This window comes from Halomonas sp. KAO, from assembly GCF_015595025.1.
Taxonomy (GTDB): domain Bacteria; phylum Pseudomonadota; class Gammaproteobacteria; order Pseudomonadales; family Halomonadaceae; genus Halomonas.
In genome coordinates this window covers 110,034-126,261 of sequence record NZ_JADNRL010000019.1, presented here as the reverse complement: position 1 = coordinate 126,261, position 16,228 = coordinate 110,034, and the positions used below count along the sequence as shown (strand labels likewise).

Sequence of the window (16,228 nt, the reverse complement as noted above, 5' to 3'; positions counted from 1 at the left end):
TAACAACAAGTCTGGATGGGGGTGTTGCCATGCAGGATTCGACGCAAACCGATACGCCCTACACGGCGCTGGGCTTCTACCACAAGATTTCCCAGCTACGTGCCGATACCTGGAATGCGCTGAAGCGTGACCTTGGCTTGCTGGTACGCCAGAGCGATGAGAGCCAAGCCAAGAACCTGATCAAGGCGATCGACGTCAAGCTGACGCGGCTCGAGATCATCGAGGACTACCACGCCTTCCCCTCCAAGGAGGATTTTCGCCACCTCTGGGCGCTCTTCGATCGCGAGGAGTACGGGCTGTTGGAGAAGGTGGTCAAGCGCCTGGTGCGGGCGTTGATCAGCGAATCCTACCGGCGCCGCCACGTTGATCTTTCCGAGACCGATGCCGACGCCGAGGAACTCGAGTCCCTCGATGCCCTGGCGCAATTGCGGCGCGGTCATCCTGCCTCCAACAGCTCGGCCCAGCCCTACTTTGAATTGCTGATCGTCGACAACCTCTCATCCGCGGAAGAGGTGGTGGTCCGCGAGGCCTTTCACAGCATGCGCCGTCCGGAAGATCGCTTCGTCTATGACGTGGTCACGGTGCGCAGCTTCGAGGATGCGCTGATCGCGGTGCTGGTCAACCCCAATATCCAGGCCTGCCTGATCCGTTACGAGTTTCCCTACAAGTCGAAATACAACCTCAGCGCCCTGCGCAGCTATCTAGAAGGCCTCTCCGAGCAGTCCCTTCAGTATCACTCGGAGGCCGAGCGTAGCATTCTGCTGAGTTCGATGATCCACGAGCTGCGTCCCGAGATCGACCAGTTCCTGGTCACCAGCGGCGACGTGGAGGCCACGGCCAGTCGTGACATCCGCCACTTCAATCGCATCTTCTACCGCGAGACGGACTATATCGAGCAGCATCACACCATCCTGCGGGCCATCGATAACCGCTACCGCACGCCCTTCTTCGATGCCCTGCGCGAGTACAGCAAGAAGCCGACCGGTGTCTTCCATGCCATGCCCATCTCCCGGGGCAAGTCGATTACCCGCTCCCACTGGGCCGGGCATATGATCGACTTCTACGGCATCAACATCTTCCTCGCCGAGACCTCGGCCACCTCCGGTGGGCTCGACTCCCTGCTCCAGCCCTACGGGCCGATCAAGAAGGCCCAGGAGCATGCCGCTCGTGCCTTCGGCGCCCGCCAGACCTTCTTCGTGACCAACGGCACCTCCACGGCCAACAAGATCGTGGTGCAGGCGCTGGTCAAGCCTCGGGATATCGTGCTGATCGATCGCGACTGCCACAAGTCGCATCATTACGGCATGGTGCTGGCCGGTGCCCATGTCAGCTACCTCGACTCCTACCCGCTCAACGACTACTCGATGTACGGAGCCGTGCCGCTACACGAGATCAAGAAGACGCTACTGGGCTACAAGCGCTCGGGCCAGCTCGACAAGGTCAAGATGCTGCTGCTGACCAACTGCACCTTCGACGGCGTTGTCTACAACGTGCGTCGGGTGATGGAGGAGTGCCTGGCGATCAAGCCCGACCTGGTCTTTTTGTGGGACGAGGCCTGGTTCGCCTTCGCCGGCTTCAACCCGACCTATCGGCCGCGCACCGCCATGCATGCCGCCCGCACCCTGCGTGATCGATACCGCAGCGCCGCCTACCGCGAGGAGTACGAGGCCTGGAAGGCCGAGTTCGACACCCTCGATCCCGACGACGATGCCTCCTGGCTCGAGCGGCGCCTGATGCCCGACCCCGACACGGTGCGCATCCGTGCCTATGCCACCCACTCCACCCACAAGACCCTGACCTCACTGCGCCAGGGCTCGATGATCCATATCTGGGATCAGGACTATCGCCAGAAGGTCGAGGCGCCGTTTCACGAGGCCTACATGACCCATACCTCGACCTCGCCGAACTACCAGATCATCGCTTCGCTGGACGTGGGGCGCATGCAGGCCGAGATGGAGGGCTTCGAGCTGGTGCACTCCCAGGTCGAGGCCGCGCTTTCGCTGCGCGAGCAGCTCTACACCCACCCGCTGTTGCAGAAGTACTTCCGGGTGCTGATCAACCGCGACATGGTGCCGCTGGAGTATCGCGAGTCGGGCGTCGAGACCTTCTACGACCCGGTCACCGGCTGGAACAAGATGGAGGAGGCCTGGGCCAACGACGAGTTCGTCGTCGACCCCAGCCGCATCACCATCGCCATTGGCGCGACCGGCATCGACGGCGATACCTTCAAGAACGAATACCTGATGAACAAGTACGGCATCCAGATCAACAAGACCTCGCGCAATACCGTGCTGTTCATGACCAATATCGGTACCTCGCGTGGCGCCATTGCCTATCTGCTCGACGTGCTGATCAAGCTGGCCAAGGAGTTCGAGTACCGCTGGGAGGAGAGTAGCCGCCCCGAGCGCAAGATCATCGAGAACCGTGTCCACTCGCTGACCTGTGAGCTGCCGCCCCTGCCGGACTTCAGCCGCTTCCACGATGCCTTTCGGCCGGCGGCCGGCAGCCATACGCCGGAGGGGGATATTCGTCGCGCCTATTTCCTGAGCTACGACGAGGAGAGCACGGAGTACCTTCGCTTCGACAATGGCGAGTTGCAGGCTCAGATGCGTGACGGCCGCGATGTGGTCTCGGCTAGCTTCGTGATTCCCTATCCACCGGGCTTCCCGGTGCTGGTGCCGGGGCAGGTGATCAGCGAGGAGATCCTCCGCTTCCTGCAGGCCCTGGATGTCACCGAAATTCACGGCTACCGGCCCGAGCTGGGGTTGCTGGTGCTCACCGAGCAGGCCCTCAGCGACCCATCGTCGGGCTAACTACTGGGCTAACAGAAAAAAGGGCATCTTCTCGGACAAAGACAAAAAATCCCTTGTTTTTCTGATCGGTTAACGAAAACTCCCGCCCCGCCTTCTCCCTTATCATGAACCCATCGAGCCGTGCCGGACGCAACCGGGCGGCTCGCCCGTTTTAACGTATTTTCGGCGCCCGAAGCCGCGCCGTATCGTTTCTTGGCGCCCAAAGCCGCGCCGTACTTTTTTCGGCGCCCGAAGCCGCGCCAAATCAGCACTGGCCATACGAGATCAACCTGGTCGGTGTGTCAGGGGAGGTGCCGCATGAACATGAAACTATCCAAGACGCTGACCACCATGCTCGACGATCCACGTCTGTTTCGGCAGTACGCCTATGTCGATGGCAAGTGGGTCCACGGCAATGGCGGCCGCGAGGAAGCCGTGCAGAATCCCGCCAGCGGCGAGGTCATCGGCCATATTCCCTGGCTCGAGGCGGACCAGGTGAGTCTGGCGGTGGATGCCGCCGAGGTAGCGTTTGCGCACTGGCGTGCGCTGCGCGCCGACGAGCGTTGCGAGCGCCTGCTGGCGTGGTACGACCTGCTGCAGGCCAATCGCGAGGACCTGGCCACCATCATGACCATGGAGCAGGGCAAGCCGTTGCCCGACGCCCGTGGCGAGGTGGAGTATGGAGCGAGCTTCGTGCGCTGGTTCGCCGAAGAGGGCAAGCGCACCTTCGGCGAGACGATTCCGAGCCATATCCCCAACGCGGCGCTGGGCACCATCAAGGAGCCGGTGGGCATCGCCGCGCTGATCACGCCCTGGAACTTTCCGCTGGCGATGATCACTCGCAAGGCCGCCGCCGCCCTGGCGGCCGGTTGCACGGTAATCGTCAAGCCCGCCGGTGAAACGCCCTACTCGGCGCTGGCGCTGGCGGAGCTGGCCGAGCGCGCCGGCATCCCGGCCGGTGTCTTCAATGTGGTGCTGGGCGAGCCCGCTGAGGTCTCGAAGATCCTGTGTGCCGAGGAGCGCGTCAAGGCGGTCTCCTTCACCGGCTCCACTCGAGTCGGCCGGCTGCTGCTCGAACAGAGCGCCAATACCGTCAAGCGGGTGTCCCTCGAGCTGGGGGGCAATGCGCCCTTTATTGTCGGGCCCGACATGGACCCCCGGGAGGCGGCGCTCGCCGCGGTGTCGGCCAAGTTCCAGACCGCTGGCCAGGATTGCCTCGCCGCCGACCGCATCCTGGTCCACGAGTCGATCCACGATGCGTTCGTCGAGCACTTCGCCGAGCGCATGGCGGCACTGACCGTGGGCAATGGCCTGGAGAGTGAGGTGGACCTGGGGCCGCTGATCCATCGGCAGGCCGTCGAGAAGGCCGCGGCCATCGTCGATGATGCCCTGGCCAAGGGTGCCACCCTGGTGGCCGGCGACCAGAGACAGGCGCCTGGGGAGAACTACTTCATGCCGACGCTGCTGACCGGGGTGACCCGCGACATGAAGGTCTGGAATGAAGAGACCTTTGCGCCGGTCGCCGGGATCACCGCCTATGGAGATGACGACCAGGTGATCGAGATGGCCAACGACACCGAGTATGGCCTGGCGGCTTATCTCTATACCCACGATATTCGCCGTATCTGGAAGCTGATGCGCGCCCTGGAGTACGGCATGGTCGCGGTGAACTCGGTGAAGATGACCGGCCCGCCGGTGCCCTTCGGCGGCGTCAAGCAGTCGGGCCTGGGACGCGAAGGCGGCGTGACCGGCATCGATGAGTATCTCGATACCAAGTATTACTGCCTCGGCGCCCTGGGCTCCGTGTCAGGGAGCTAGTTTCCGAGACAGAGCCGCGATGCACCAGCGAGCGATATCTACCCGAGGGCGCTGAGGCAAGCGCCGCGGCGCGCGGCGATCGACAGGGATGTCGATCGAGGGTCGGCAAGAGGGACCTTGATCCGACCCGACGCGCTGGCCGCAAGCGAAGCTTCAGGGTTTCGTCCTCGGGCATCGCGAGATGGTGCATGACGGCGACACCCTTCTGTATGTGAAATCGATAAACATCCTCCCCGGCGGGACGCCGGGGCGCCTTCCAACGAGAGAGAATGCAATGAACCAGCAGCACCAGGACCTGATCGACCGTGACCGCAAGGTGACCTTCCACGCCTCCTCTCACCTGCGTGACTTCGCCCATGGCAAGGCGCCGGGCCGTGTGATCACCGGCGGACAGGGCATCACCATCCGCGACAAGGATGGACGCGAGTTCATCGACGGCTTTGCCGGGCTCTACTGTGTCAATATCGGCTATGGGCGCACCGAGGTGGCCGAGGCGATCTACCAGCAGGCCCTGGAGCTCTCCTACTATCACACCTACGTTGGGCACTCGAACGAGCCGCAGATCGCGCTCTCCGAAAAGATCATCGAGCTCGCCGGGCCCGGGATGTCCAAGGTCTATTACGGCCTGGGTGGCAGCGACGCCAACGAGACCCAGCTCAAGATCGTGCGTTACTACAACAATGTGCTGGGGCGTCCGCAGAAGAAGAAGGTGATCTCGCGCCAGCGGGGCTATCACGGGTCGGGCCTGGCCACGGGGTCGCTGACCGGCCTCAAGGCGTTTCACGACCAGTTCGACCTGCCGCTCGAGGGTATCCTGCATACCGAGGCGCCTTACTACTATCATCGCGGTGCCGAGCAGCAGGGCATGAGCGAGCGCGAGTTCTCGGCCCACTGCGCGGCCAGGCTCGAGGAGATGATCCTGGCCGAGGGCCCCGATACCGTGGCGGCCTTTATCGGCGAGCCGGTACTCGGGACCGGTGGCATCGTGCCGCCGCCGGAAGGCTACTGGGAGGCGATCCAGGCGGTACTGAACCGCTACGATATCCTGCTGATCGCCGACGAGGTGGTGTGTGGCTTCGGTCGCATCGGTGCGGACTTCGGCAGCCACCACTACGCCATCAAGCCGGACCTGATGACCGTGGCCAAGGGCCTGACCAGCGCCTATCAGCCGCTCTCCGGAGTGATCGTCGGTGATCGTGTATGGCAGGTGCTCGAGCAGGGCACCGGCGAGTATGGCCCGATCGGCCATGGCTGGACCTACTCCGGTCATGCCCTGGGCTGTGCCGCGGCGTTGGCCAATCTCGAGATCATCGCGCGCGAGAAGCTGACCGAGAATGCCGCCGAGACCGGTGCCTACCTGCAGCAGGCCATGGCAGATGCCTTCGGCGATCACCCCATCGTTGGCGATGTGCGTGGCGCCGGCATGCTGGCGGCGCTGGAGTTCTCCGCTGACCCGGAGAAGCGAGAGCACTTCGACCCGGCCTTGAAGGTGGGGGCGCGTATCTCCGCCGCCGCCCTCGAGGAGAACCTGATCGCCCGTGCCATGCCGCAGGGTGACATTCTCGGCTTTGCCCCGCCGCTGATCGCCACCCGTGGTCAGGTCGACGAGATCGTCGCGCGCACCCGCCGGGCGGTTGATCGCGTTACCGATGAGCTGGTGCGCGAGGGCGCGCTCAAGACACTGACGGCACCGGTTGCCTGATCGGTCACGTGAACTGCTCGGCCCCGTGAGGGCCGCCTCGTCGCCGCGGGCCCGTCCCGCGGCGACGTCGTTGATGGCAGTGGGTTACATGGCGCTTGCCTTGCCCGCTGTGCTGGCACACCCTCGGAAGGACCGATTCGTACAGAAGGAGCGCTTTCCATGGCACAGGTCCTCGCCTTCGATGTCTACGGAACCCTGATCGACACCCACGGCGTCGCCACCGAGCTGGAGCAGCGCCTCGGCGCCCTTGGCAAGGCGGCGCTGGCCCCGGAGTTTTCGCGCCGCTGGCGGGAGAAACAGCTGGAGTACAGCTTTCGACGCGGGCTGATGGGGGGCTACGTGCCCTTCAATCAGTGCACCGAGGAGGCCCTGGTATTCACCGACCGCGCCCTGCAGGTGGGGCTCTCCGAGGCGGATCGTGACCATCTGATGCAGGTCTATGCCCAGCTTCCGGCCTTCGCCGATGTCGCCGGCGCCCTGCGTCGCCTCGGCGAGGCGGGCGTTACCTGCGTGGCCTTCTCCAATGGCACCACTCAGGCGGTGGAGGGGCTGCTGGCGCAGGCCGGTATCCGCGACCACTTCGAGGCGGTAATCAGCGTGGATGAGGTCAAGCGTTTCAAGCCGGACCCGGCGGTCTATGCTCATCTCCGTCATCGACTCGAGAGTGAGCCGGGGGACACCTGGCTGATCTCCAGCAATCCCTTCGATGTGATCGGTGCTCGTCATGCCGGCCTGCATGCGGCCTGGGTAAGGCGCAGCGCCGAGGCCCCGTTCGATCCCTGGGGCATCGATCCGGACCTTACCGTCGGAGACCTGGAAACCCTGGCCGAACGCCTCACCTGAGCGCGGCGAGGCCCCGCGGTGGGGGATCGCCGCGGGGCCTCGAGAGCTGTTGAGACTCTCGCGTTATTGTCGAGCGTGGTGGGTCAGTCGACCGCCTCGCCGACGGTGATGGTACCGCGCTCGGCCAGCTGCAGCGGGCGTGCATCGTCCTGAGTCCACTCGGCCATGGAGCCGTCGTACATGCTGACGTTCTCCAGGCCGCCCACCTCACTGAGCTGAAACCAGCCGCTGGCGGCCCAGTGGCCGGTGTTGCAGAAGGCCACGGTAGGGGCCTCCGGGTCCAGGCCGAGTGCCTCGATGTTGGCCTTGAGGCGCTCGGGCTCGAGGTAGTAGGCGCCATCACGCTCGACCAAGGCAGCGTGGTGAGGCAGGTTGACGGCGCCGGGTATCGTGCCGGGGGCACGCGCCGCCGGTGACTGGGTCCTGCCGGTATAGAAGTCCTCCGGGCGGGCATCCACCAGCGCCTCGCCGGCCTCGATGGCCGCTTCCACCTCCTCGGTGGTCGCCAGGAGCGCCTCCTGCAGGCTGGCCTCGAAGGTAGTGGCCTCGGGGGCGTCATAGGTGCCGCTGGCGACCTCGAAGTCCTGGGCCTGCCAGCCGGCGAAGCCGCCGTTGAGTACCGCTACCTCATCGTGGCCCAGTGCCTTGAAGGTCCAGTAGACCCGGGCGGCACTGCCGAAGTCGGTGGCCCCGGTGCCGGCCGAGACGACTATCACGGTGTCGTCATTGTCGATGCCCAGCTCGCCGATCAGGGTCTCGAGCGCCTCGATCTCGGGCATCAGGCCCGCGACGCCGTCGCGACTCTCGCGCCAGCCGGCGTCGGTGTAGTTGGAGTAGCGGCTACCCGGGATGCGGGCCTCCTCGAAGGAGGCGCGGTCGCCGCCGTTGTCGATACTGGAGCGGACGTCCAGTACCACCAGGTCATCGTTATCCAGCTGGTCGCTCAGCCATTCGGCATCGACCAGGGGAGAGGGGTGTTGGGCATGGGCGTTACCGGCCATGGCCAGCGTGCCGGCGGCGATCAGGAGTCGAGTCCGCATGGAGGGTACCTCGTCGTCGGGAAGGGGGCGCCTCCATGCTGCAACGATCCGGCGTTCCTTCGCCAAGAATGCTTGCCGACACTACTATTCCCAATGGATATATCGACCCGATGCACGGTGACTCTCTTGCGAAGGGCGCAACCCTCGAAGGCGACAGCCAGCGATCGTGTTGCTATTCCTGTAAGGAGTGTGAATACGCCACGACCAAGTCAGCAGCTATCCAGGATACCCGACTGGTGCAGAGGAGACCCGAGCATGCCCCAGCACTCCACGACCCGGCACTTCTGGTTGAGTGGCCAGCGGGCCGCCGAGCAGGACCGCTTCTTTCGCGAAGCCCTGGAAGCCCAGGGATGGGTGGAGGGCGACGAGACGACCTGGGATGCGGGTTGGGTTACCGGCATGCCGGCGCCGAGTCAGTTTCGTCGGGTGTCGGCGTACCGCAAGCTCAACCACTTTCCCGGCAACGCCGCCTTGACGGTCAAGAGTCGTCTGCATGAGAGCCTCTCCAGCATGAAGGCGAGAGTCGGTGAGGGCGTGGGCGAGGGGCACCCTCTGCTGTCACGCCTGACCTTCTTCCCCCACGCCTGGGTGATGCCCCATGACTATCATGCCCTGCAGCGGGTGGCCCTGGCGGAGCCGCAAAGACGCTGGATTCTTAAGCCCACCAACGCCTCCAAGGGCAAGGGGGTGAGGGTGCTGCGTGACGCCGCCGAGGCACCCGCCAGCCCGAACTGGCTGGTCCAGGAGTATCTGGATCGCCCTCACACCATCCGCGGGCACAAGTATGTGCTGCGTCTCTATGTGCTGATCAGCTCACTGACCCCGCTGAGGCTCTATCTCTACCATCAGGGGTTTGCCAAGCTGGCCTCCGAGCCGTGGGATCCCGACGACGCCGACAACCCTTACAGCCAGCTCACCAATCCCGATATCAACGCCCTGAACACTCGTGTCGAGGTGCCGGTGGAGTTTATCGATCTCGGCCGTTATCGCGCCTGGCTGCGTGACCAGGGCCATGACGACGAGGCGCTCTTCGCGAGGATCGAGGATCTGGTGGCACTGACCGCGATCTCCGGCGTGGATGCCCTGCGTCGCCGCACCGCCGAGGCGGGGGCCGATCCGCGCGGCGGCTACGAGCTGCTGGGTCTCGACTGCATGATCGATGATGACCTCAAGCCGTGGATACTGGAGTGCAACCTGAGCCCGTCGCTGGGCACCTGCGCGGCGCCCGAGGATGGCGGTATCGCCGAGGAGCGCATCAAGGGGGAGCTGGTACGCGACATGCTGCGGCTGGTGGATATTGCCGGTGAGTCTTCGCCGGAGTCGGAGGACGCGTCACCAGCGGCCTTGCTTGCCGAGGCCCGTGCCGAGGCGTCACGCGTCGGAGGTTTCAAGCGGCTGCTGCCCTCGGCGAGCCCCGAGCGCTACCTGCCCTTCTTTTCGCTGCCTTCACTGGCGGATATGACGCTGGCCGAGGCGCTGGCCGGGTACGCTCTGCCTCGCCCGCGCCTGGCTCGACGCCGGGTCACCGAGCTGCATGAGGCCGACAGCCTGGCACTCTACGCCGCCGACACCGGAAGGCTCTATCGTCCCAATGATGCCGCGGCGCTGATCTGGCTGTTGGCGACCGAGGGGCTGGACCCCGATGCCATCGCCGAGACCTTGCAGGCGGCCAGTGCCGAGCCGCCCGAGCCCGTGGCACTGCGTCGCCAGGTGTGGCAAACCCTGGGGGAGTGGTGTCGTGATGGTCTGCTCTGCCAGACACAAGCGGCTGTTCAGTCCGCCTTTGTTCGAAGCGAGAAGTCACGGGCGGAGGTTGCCGCTGATGCCGAGCCGGCTGCCTTGAAACTTCGCCATGATGGCCGAGCCTGGGCGCTGCGGATCGCCGATGCCGCGATCGAACAGCGCCTGGTCGAGGCGTTCGGTGCAGGGCTCGAACCCCTGCCGCCGGAGGAGGCAGGGCAGCTACCTTGGCTTTCGCTGCTTGCGGCCCCCGCCGGTTATGCGTTGGCCGAGAGCAGTCGTCTGGTGTCGAGTCGCCTGACGCTGGCGGAGGTGGTGCCGGCGCTCTCCACCCTGCTGCTGCGACTGGCCGCTCGCCCCGGCGAGCCGGTGCTGGACGTGGCCTGTTGGCAGTCACGCACTGGGGAGATGACGTTGCTGGCCGTCGATGATGAGGCCTGTCGCGAGGCCCTGGCGTCTTCGCTGGGAGAATCGCTGAGCCGTGGTGCCAGGCTGACGTGGCAGGGCGACATCGTGCATGTCGAGCCCCTGGGGCTTCCCTTCACCAGGCGGAGCAAGATGGTGGATGACGTAAGCGCTGAACAGGTCGCCACGCCGCTTCGCCTGATAACGCTGGAATCGAGCGAGGGTGAAGCATCCGCTGGGCTTCTGCCGCAGGCTCGACTCGATGCCCTGGCGGCGCTGCTGCCGCGTTGCCACACCGGCGAGGGCGGCGTGCCTTCGGCCGACCTGATGGCGCGCCTCGATGCGTGGCTGGAAGGGGTCTCGCGGCAAACAGTGCGCCTTCCAGAGGATGGTTCAGCCCTTTTCGACACGCTGGTTCAGTCAGATCTCTCCTCGGCCGGCAAGGCGTCGGTCGAGGCATGAGTCGTTGGGCCGCCTGACGGTCCAGCATGGCGGAGCGTCGCAAGGCGCTTCGCCACTCGATGGCAGGCGCAGCGCTGGCCTGCTACTGCAATACACGATGGAGGTCATGTCATGACTGAGATTGAAGAGCAACGCCGGACCCTGATCGCACGGCTCGGCCGTCGGTTGGGCCATGCGGCACCTGCCCTGGCACTGGTTGCCAGCGGTGCCGCCATGCAGGCGGTGGCCGCCGAGCCCGAGGAGGCCGTCTATACCAGCGGCCAGGAGGCTCCGCTGATGCTTGCCGAGGCCCATGCCGAAGGCGGTGCAGAAGCTGACACACACGCCATGGATAAGGCAGAGGGCGAGGCCGAAGCCGAAGGAGAGGCGGAAGGAGAGGCGGAAGCCGAAGCAGAGGGAGAGGCAGAAGCAGAAGCCGAGGGGGAAGGCGCCTATTGATGTCGAGCAACCGCTGCGCCGGCCTTCCGGGCCGGCGTGGTATCGATATCCCTCGGCAGCCGTGAGGAGGGTGTATGAAAGAGACCCACTTGCCAGCCTGTGTCGATAGCCTGATCGAGGAGAATCGCTGTAGCCTCCATCAGCTGGAGACGCTGCTGGTGGAGATCACTCCGCTAGCGTATCGCCACGGCTTCGATGCCGAGGCTCACCAGACCCTGGGGCGTCATGTGCGCCATATCCTGGATCACTATCAGGCGCTGCTGGATGGCATCGGTGTCGCCTGCATCGACTACGAGGCGCGTGTCCGGGAGCCCGGCCTGGAGCGGGATCCGGCCCTGGCTCGAGAGCGGTTGGGCCAGATCCACGAGGGGCTGACCAGGCTAGTCGAGCACGCCTGCGTGCCACTGCAGTTGAAATACCCGGTCGATGAAGAGGGAGCCACCCTCACGTTGACCACGAGCCTTGCCCGAGAGCTGGCCTTTCTGACCAGCCATACCGTACACCATATGGCGCTGCTTCGGGTGCTGGCGCAGCAGCTCGGGGTGAGACTGTCCGCCGATTTCGGTGTACACCCCTCCACGCTGCGCCATTGGCGTCGACAGACCATGGAGACACCGTTGGGGACGATCAGCGAACAGAGGCAGCGAGCATGAAAGGCCTTACCCCTATCGTGGTTGCCCCTGGTTGTGTGGCGGTGCTGGTTGACGCCCCGCTGGCCGCCTAGCCAGTCTGGCCGGAACAGGGCTGGGAGGTCCGCCAGACCGAAATGGATTACCCCGGGCTGCTGGCTGCCCTCAAGGAGGCCATCGAGGCCGAAGGCAATCGCCGAGGAGCTCGATACCCGGTTGCCGCCATCGCTAGGAGGAGCATGAGGCCGTGCAGTAAAGTAGGACAAGCCCCTCTCCACAGACGCATCTCAAGACATCCCAATTGGTTGCCTGCACGTCGGATCGTATGCCGAGTGTAACCATCTTTATCAGGATGAAGGCCATGGCGAGCTAGCATCGCCCGCCTCACGTGGCTATTCAAAAATAATCGCGCACCCAGACCCGTAGCTGCCGAGTAGGCGAAAGGCCTCACTGCAGAGATGGTCAAACGAGAGATGGGCGCTCAACGGCAGTCATGCGTACTTCATCTTCCGCCACAGAGTTTCTAGCGGTCTCAGCCCCGGCGAGTAAACCGATAGGTAGACCAGGCGTACGCGACGCAGCGTTCACTACAGCCGATGGCATGGCCTTGGTCACTCGGCAATAGGGCATGCACACGCCGGTGTAGGGCACGCTTTTCACCATGGCGATAGGCGGAAGACAGCCTCTCCAGCGATAATTCCCGAGGCCAGGGTCGAGGTGTCCTTTAGTGATGGCATGAAGAAGGCTGGGCGATCCGGATCACCATTGTGAAAAAAACAAAAAAAATTTCATTGAAAATGGATTTTTTTTGCTACATTCATTTGTGTGATGATCATCACCCAGAGCCAATGTGCCCAAACAACCATAACTAGCTGTATCGAGGACCATCGCCATGCCTTTCCTACCTCCCTCCAGGATGAAACCCCTGACGCCAGTACATCTCAGGCCAAGCATCGGCTCCCCGGTGCCCATCGCATGGCCGAACCATCGGCACGCCTCGGTGGCGCGGCCAGTGGCATGTCGGTGAGCCGTTAGGGGATTCCGCTGCGGTAACACCTGCCGCCTCGATGCGTACCCATCCGCTGCAACAATGACGTGACTTGTCGGCTCGCCCCGTGGGTCGGGTGACGACCCGTTGGCGATCCGTGGGGTCAGCCCCGTGATGTTGGGCGGCAAGAGATCTTGTGAAGGATAAGTCGATGAACGAACAACTAATAAGTAGAGTCGAGCGATATCCATCGGGTCGCCTGACGACTCGTCTATTTGGTGACTACGATCACTCGCTTTTCTGGCCGGTATTGTCGATCTATACCGCGATCATGCTATGCGCTCTGCTCTTCCCGGAACTCATCGGTGAAGTGCTGTCTTCTACCCGAGATTTCCTGATCTTCAACTTCGGTTGGAGTTTCCTGCTGGGCATGGGGGCAGCACTGCTGTTCTGCCTGTACCTGATCATCAGTCCGTTCGGTGATCTGAAACTGGGTGCGGATGATGAAGTGCCGGAGTTCTCCTACGGTGCCTGGATCTCGATGCTCTTCAGTTGTGGTTTCGGCATCGGGTTCGTGTTCTTCAGTGTGGCCGAGCCGCTGACGCATCTGTACCAGTCATCCCATGTGATCGACATGGGCGCGACGGGGGAGGCCGCCGGCGTCGCCAAGGCGGTCCAGCTCACTCTGCTGGATTGGGGCATGCACGGCTGGGCGGTGTTTGCCATTGCGGCCTGGGCCATCGCATTTCCGGCGTACCGACTGGGACTGCCTCTCACCGTGGCCACCGGTCTCTATGGCATTCTCGGGGAGCGCTGCAACAGCAGCCTGTGGGGACGCCTGGCCAACGCACTGGGCATTATTGGCACCATCGGCGGCAATGCCACGATGATCGGGCTAGGCGTGGCCTCCATCAGCTATGGCCTAAACACTCTGTTCGGACTCGATCTGGGCCCGATAGGCCAGGCGTTGGTCATGCTGGTGGTCATCATCGCTTACGTGATTTCTGCGGCCACGGGGGTCGAGCGTGGCATCAAGTTTCTCAGTCAGGCCAACATGGTCATGGCTGGTACCGTCCTTCTGGTGTTGCTCTTTTTTGGTCATGCGCCGACCCAGTATCTCCTGAACCTCGGGACGCAGCAGATTGGTGACTATTTCGGTGACATCTTTGCCCTGCAGTTCTGGAGCGATGCCGGTAACTTCGAGCAGCGCGACTGGCTCGGCTGGTGGGTCGTGTTCTACTGGCTGTGGTACATCTCCTATATTCCTTTCTGCGGCGGCTTTATCGCTCGTATCTCCAAGGGACGCACGCTTCGCGAGTTCATCGTCGGTGTCATCCTGGTCCCCATGCTGTTAGCGATTGGCTGGTTCAGCATCTGGGGCGGCTCCGCGGGATTTGTCGAGGTGACTGGTATCGCCCCCTTGTGGGAAAGCGTTCAGGAAAAGCCCGAGTCTGGCATCTATGCCCTGCTCGAGAGCATGCCGGGAGGCTGGTGGTTAAGCCTTATCGTGCTCTTCAACATCATTATCTTTGCCGTGACCACCTCTGACTCCGCATCCTTCTTCGCCGCCATGCAGGTATCCAATGGCGAGGAAAATCCCCGGGTGTCCATGCGGCTCCTGTGGGGGGTGATCATAGGCTTTACAGGGATCATGTTTCAGCTTACTGGCGGCTTCGATGCCATCAGGAGCCTTGCCATTGTCGTGGGTGCACCCTTCTTCTTCGTGGGCATAGCCTACATGTTCTCGGTCTATCGCATGCTCAAGTCGGCGAAGAAGGGCGGTGTGAAGAATATTGAAATAGGCTCTTTCTCGAGAGGTCTGGCATCGCATATCAAGTCGAGCGGCTAGTCGCCTTGATAACGATCCGACGAAACCGGAAGCACACTAAAGCCAACGCCCGGGGGCATCGCCAACCATCGGATGAGACCCCGGCCACCAGATAGAGTGAATCGACCCTATGTCTGCATTTCAGCCCTACTATCCGCACTATGATCCTCTGCATAGCGATCTTCCCGGGCAGGGGATGGACTATGCGCCGAGCTACTGGCGCCACCATGCCGGAGAGCCACCCGAGGATGACGGTGCCGTCAGCGCCGATATGGACGTGGATGTAGTCTTGATTGGCGGGGGCTTTACGGGCCTGGCCACTGCGCTGTTTCTCGCTCGTGAGTACGGCATCAAGGCGACCGTTCTGGAGGCCAATCAGATTGGCTGGGGGTGCACCAGTCGCAATGGAGGGCAGGGGCACCTGGCCTGGGGGCGCCTGAGCCGGAGACAGTGGGTCAAGAAATGGGGCGCGGATACCGCGCGCCGCTTGCACGCCAACACCCTGGAGGGCTTCGAGGTCTTTCAGTCCATGGCCGAGGATCCAGAAATCGACTGCGAGCCCCAGAATCACGGCAACCTGCTCGTCGCCCACAGTCCTCAGGCACTGAAGGAGTTGCAGGCAGAGTCTCGGCTCTGTCATGACGTGCTCGGCTACAAGACGCATGTGCTGGATCGCGACACGGTGCTGAATGAGTATATCGGCGACCAGGAGAGTTTCGGTGCCTTTCTGGAGCCGGTGGGGATCGCCGTCCAGCCGTTGAAGCTTGCCTATGGCTATGCCCGACTCGCCCGCAAGCTGGGGGCCAGGATTCACACGGCAAGCCCGGTACAGAACTGGACGACGGAAGGGGGGATCCATCACTTGCAGACCCCGGGCGGCGTGGTGCGGACGCGGGCAGTTGGCATTGCCACCGCCGGCTATACCAGTCCGAGCCTGCACAAGCTCACGGCCTACCGCAACATGCCCATCATGGCTAATTCGGTCTGGACGAGAACCCTGACGGACGAGGAGATCGAGGCGTGCGGTTTCCGCTCCACCATGATCGTCACCGATACGCGGAAGTTGCGGTACTACTACCGCTTCTTGCCCGAGAAACGGCTTCAGATCGGCACCCGTAGCGCCATCAGCGGCGCCGATGCGCAGAATCCCAAGCACCTGAAGGTTGTCCATGAGGCCATCGCGCGCAAGTTCCCGGCCCTGGCAGGCATCGAGACGCCCTGGTTCTCCCATGGGTGGATGGATATCTCCCACGACATGATGCCGCGTATCGTGCAGCCCGATGCGTCTCAGCAGATCTTCTATGCCCAGGGATACAGCGGCAATGGCGTTGCTTTCTCTGCCTATGCCTCGAAGAAACTGGCGACGCTGATCGCCGGCGGCAAGATCCCTGAGTCCGATCTTCCCATCTTCAGCTCGCCCCTTCCTGCGCACCCCTTGAGGCCGATTCGACGCATGGGGCAGAGGGCGCTGTACAAGTATTTCCAGATGCTGGATACCGTGCGTTGATGGCATGTGGCCTGCCAGGCAGGCAATCACCTAACC

General features: G+C 63.3%; 10 protein-coding genes and 1 pseudogene. 9 read left to right on the top strand and 2 right to left on the bottom strand.

Features of this window, described 5'->3' with window-relative positions:
• Positions 1-29: 29 nt before the first annotated feature.
• From IOC61_RS06870 to IOC61_RS06855, 4 genes are all read left to right on the top strand, one after another.
• Positions 30-2,813: an aminotransferase class I/II-fold pyridoxal phosphate-dependent enzyme gene (locus IOC61_RS06870; protein WP_195688123.1), complete on the top strand. Its 2,784-nt coding sequence runs from the start codon at positions 30-32 to the stop codon at positions 2,811-2,813.
• Between the two features lie 297 nt (positions 2,814-3,110).
• Positions 3,111-4,610, top strand: coding sequence for an NAD-dependent succinate-semialdehyde dehydrogenase (locus tag IOC61_RS06865; protein ID WP_195688122.1), 1,500 nt, complete (start codon positions 3,111-3,113; stop codon positions 4,608-4,610).
• Positions 4,611-4,884: 274 nt separating this feature from the next.
• A complete protein-coding gene (locus IOC61_RS06860) occupies positions 4,885-6,312 on the top strand; it encodes an aspartate aminotransferase family protein (protein WP_195688121.1) in 1,428 nt (475 codons plus the stop codon).
• A 159-nt stretch (positions 6,313-6,471) separates the two neighbouring features.
• Positions 6,472-7,155, top strand: a complete 684-nt coding sequence (locus IOC61_RS06855; protein WP_195688120.1) for a haloacid dehalogenase type II — start codon at positions 6,472-6,474, stop codon at positions 7,153-7,155.
• Positions 7,156-7,238: 83 nt separating this feature from the next.
• Here the strand turns inward: IOC61_RS06855 and IOC61_RS06850 are convergent, their stop codons facing one another.
• On the bottom strand, positions 7,239-8,195 hold the full coding sequence (locus tag IOC61_RS06850) for a sulfurtransferase (RefSeq protein WP_195688119.1): 957 nt from the start codon (positions 8,193-8,195) through the stop codon (positions 7,239-7,241).
• A gap of 255 nt (positions 8,196-8,450) precedes the next feature.
• Here IOC61_RS06850 and IOC61_RS06845 point away from each other — a divergent pair, with 255 nt between their 5' ends.
• The 3 genes from IOC61_RS06845 (at position 8,451) to IOC61_RS06835 (ending at position 11,893) form a co-directional block, all read left to right on the top strand.
• Positions 8,451-10,802 carry an amylase gene (locus tag IOC61_RS06845; protein ID WP_195688118.1) on the top strand — a complete coding sequence of 784 codons (2,352 nt, stop codon included), beginning with the start codon at positions 8,451-8,453 and terminating at the stop codon, positions 10,800-10,802.
• A 111-nt stretch (positions 10,803-10,913) separates the two neighbouring features.
• The gene (locus tag IOC61_RS06840) at positions 10,914-11,240 is read left to right on the top strand and encodes a hypothetical protein (protein WP_195688117.1); all 327 of its coding nucleotides are present in this window, start codon (positions 10,914-10,916) and stop codon (positions 11,238-11,240) included.
• 74 nt (positions 11,241-11,314) lie between these two features.
• Positions 11,315-11,893: a hypothetical protein gene (locus IOC61_RS06835; RefSeq protein WP_195688116.1), complete on the top strand. Its 579-nt coding sequence runs from the start codon at positions 11,315-11,317 to the stop codon at positions 11,891-11,893.
• 368 nt (positions 11,894-12,261) lie between these two features.
• Here the strand turns inward: IOC61_RS06835 and IOC61_RS06830 are convergent.
• Positions 12,262-12,444, bottom strand: a pseudogene (locus tag IOC61_RS06830) (IS630 family transposase); the annotation flags it as partial.
• 624 nt (positions 12,445-13,068) lie between these two features.
• On the opposite strand from IOC61_RS06830, the gene IOC61_RS06825 reads away from it, so the two are divergent.
• Both IOC61_RS06825 and IOC61_RS06820 read left to right on the top strand, forming a co-directional pair.
• Positions 13,069-14,706 carry a BCCT family transporter gene (locus tag IOC61_RS06825; protein ID WP_195688115.1) on the top strand — a complete coding sequence of 546 codons (1,638 nt, stop codon included), beginning with the start codon at positions 13,069-13,071 and terminating at the stop codon, positions 14,704-14,706.
• A gap of 109 nt (positions 14,707-14,815) precedes the next feature.
• Complete coding sequence (locus tag IOC61_RS06820) at positions 14,816-16,192, top strand: NAD(P)/FAD-dependent oxidoreductase (protein ID WP_195688114.1); 1,377 nt, start codon at positions 14,816-14,818, stop codon at positions 16,190-16,192.
• Positions 16,193-16,228: the final 36 nt, after the last annotated feature.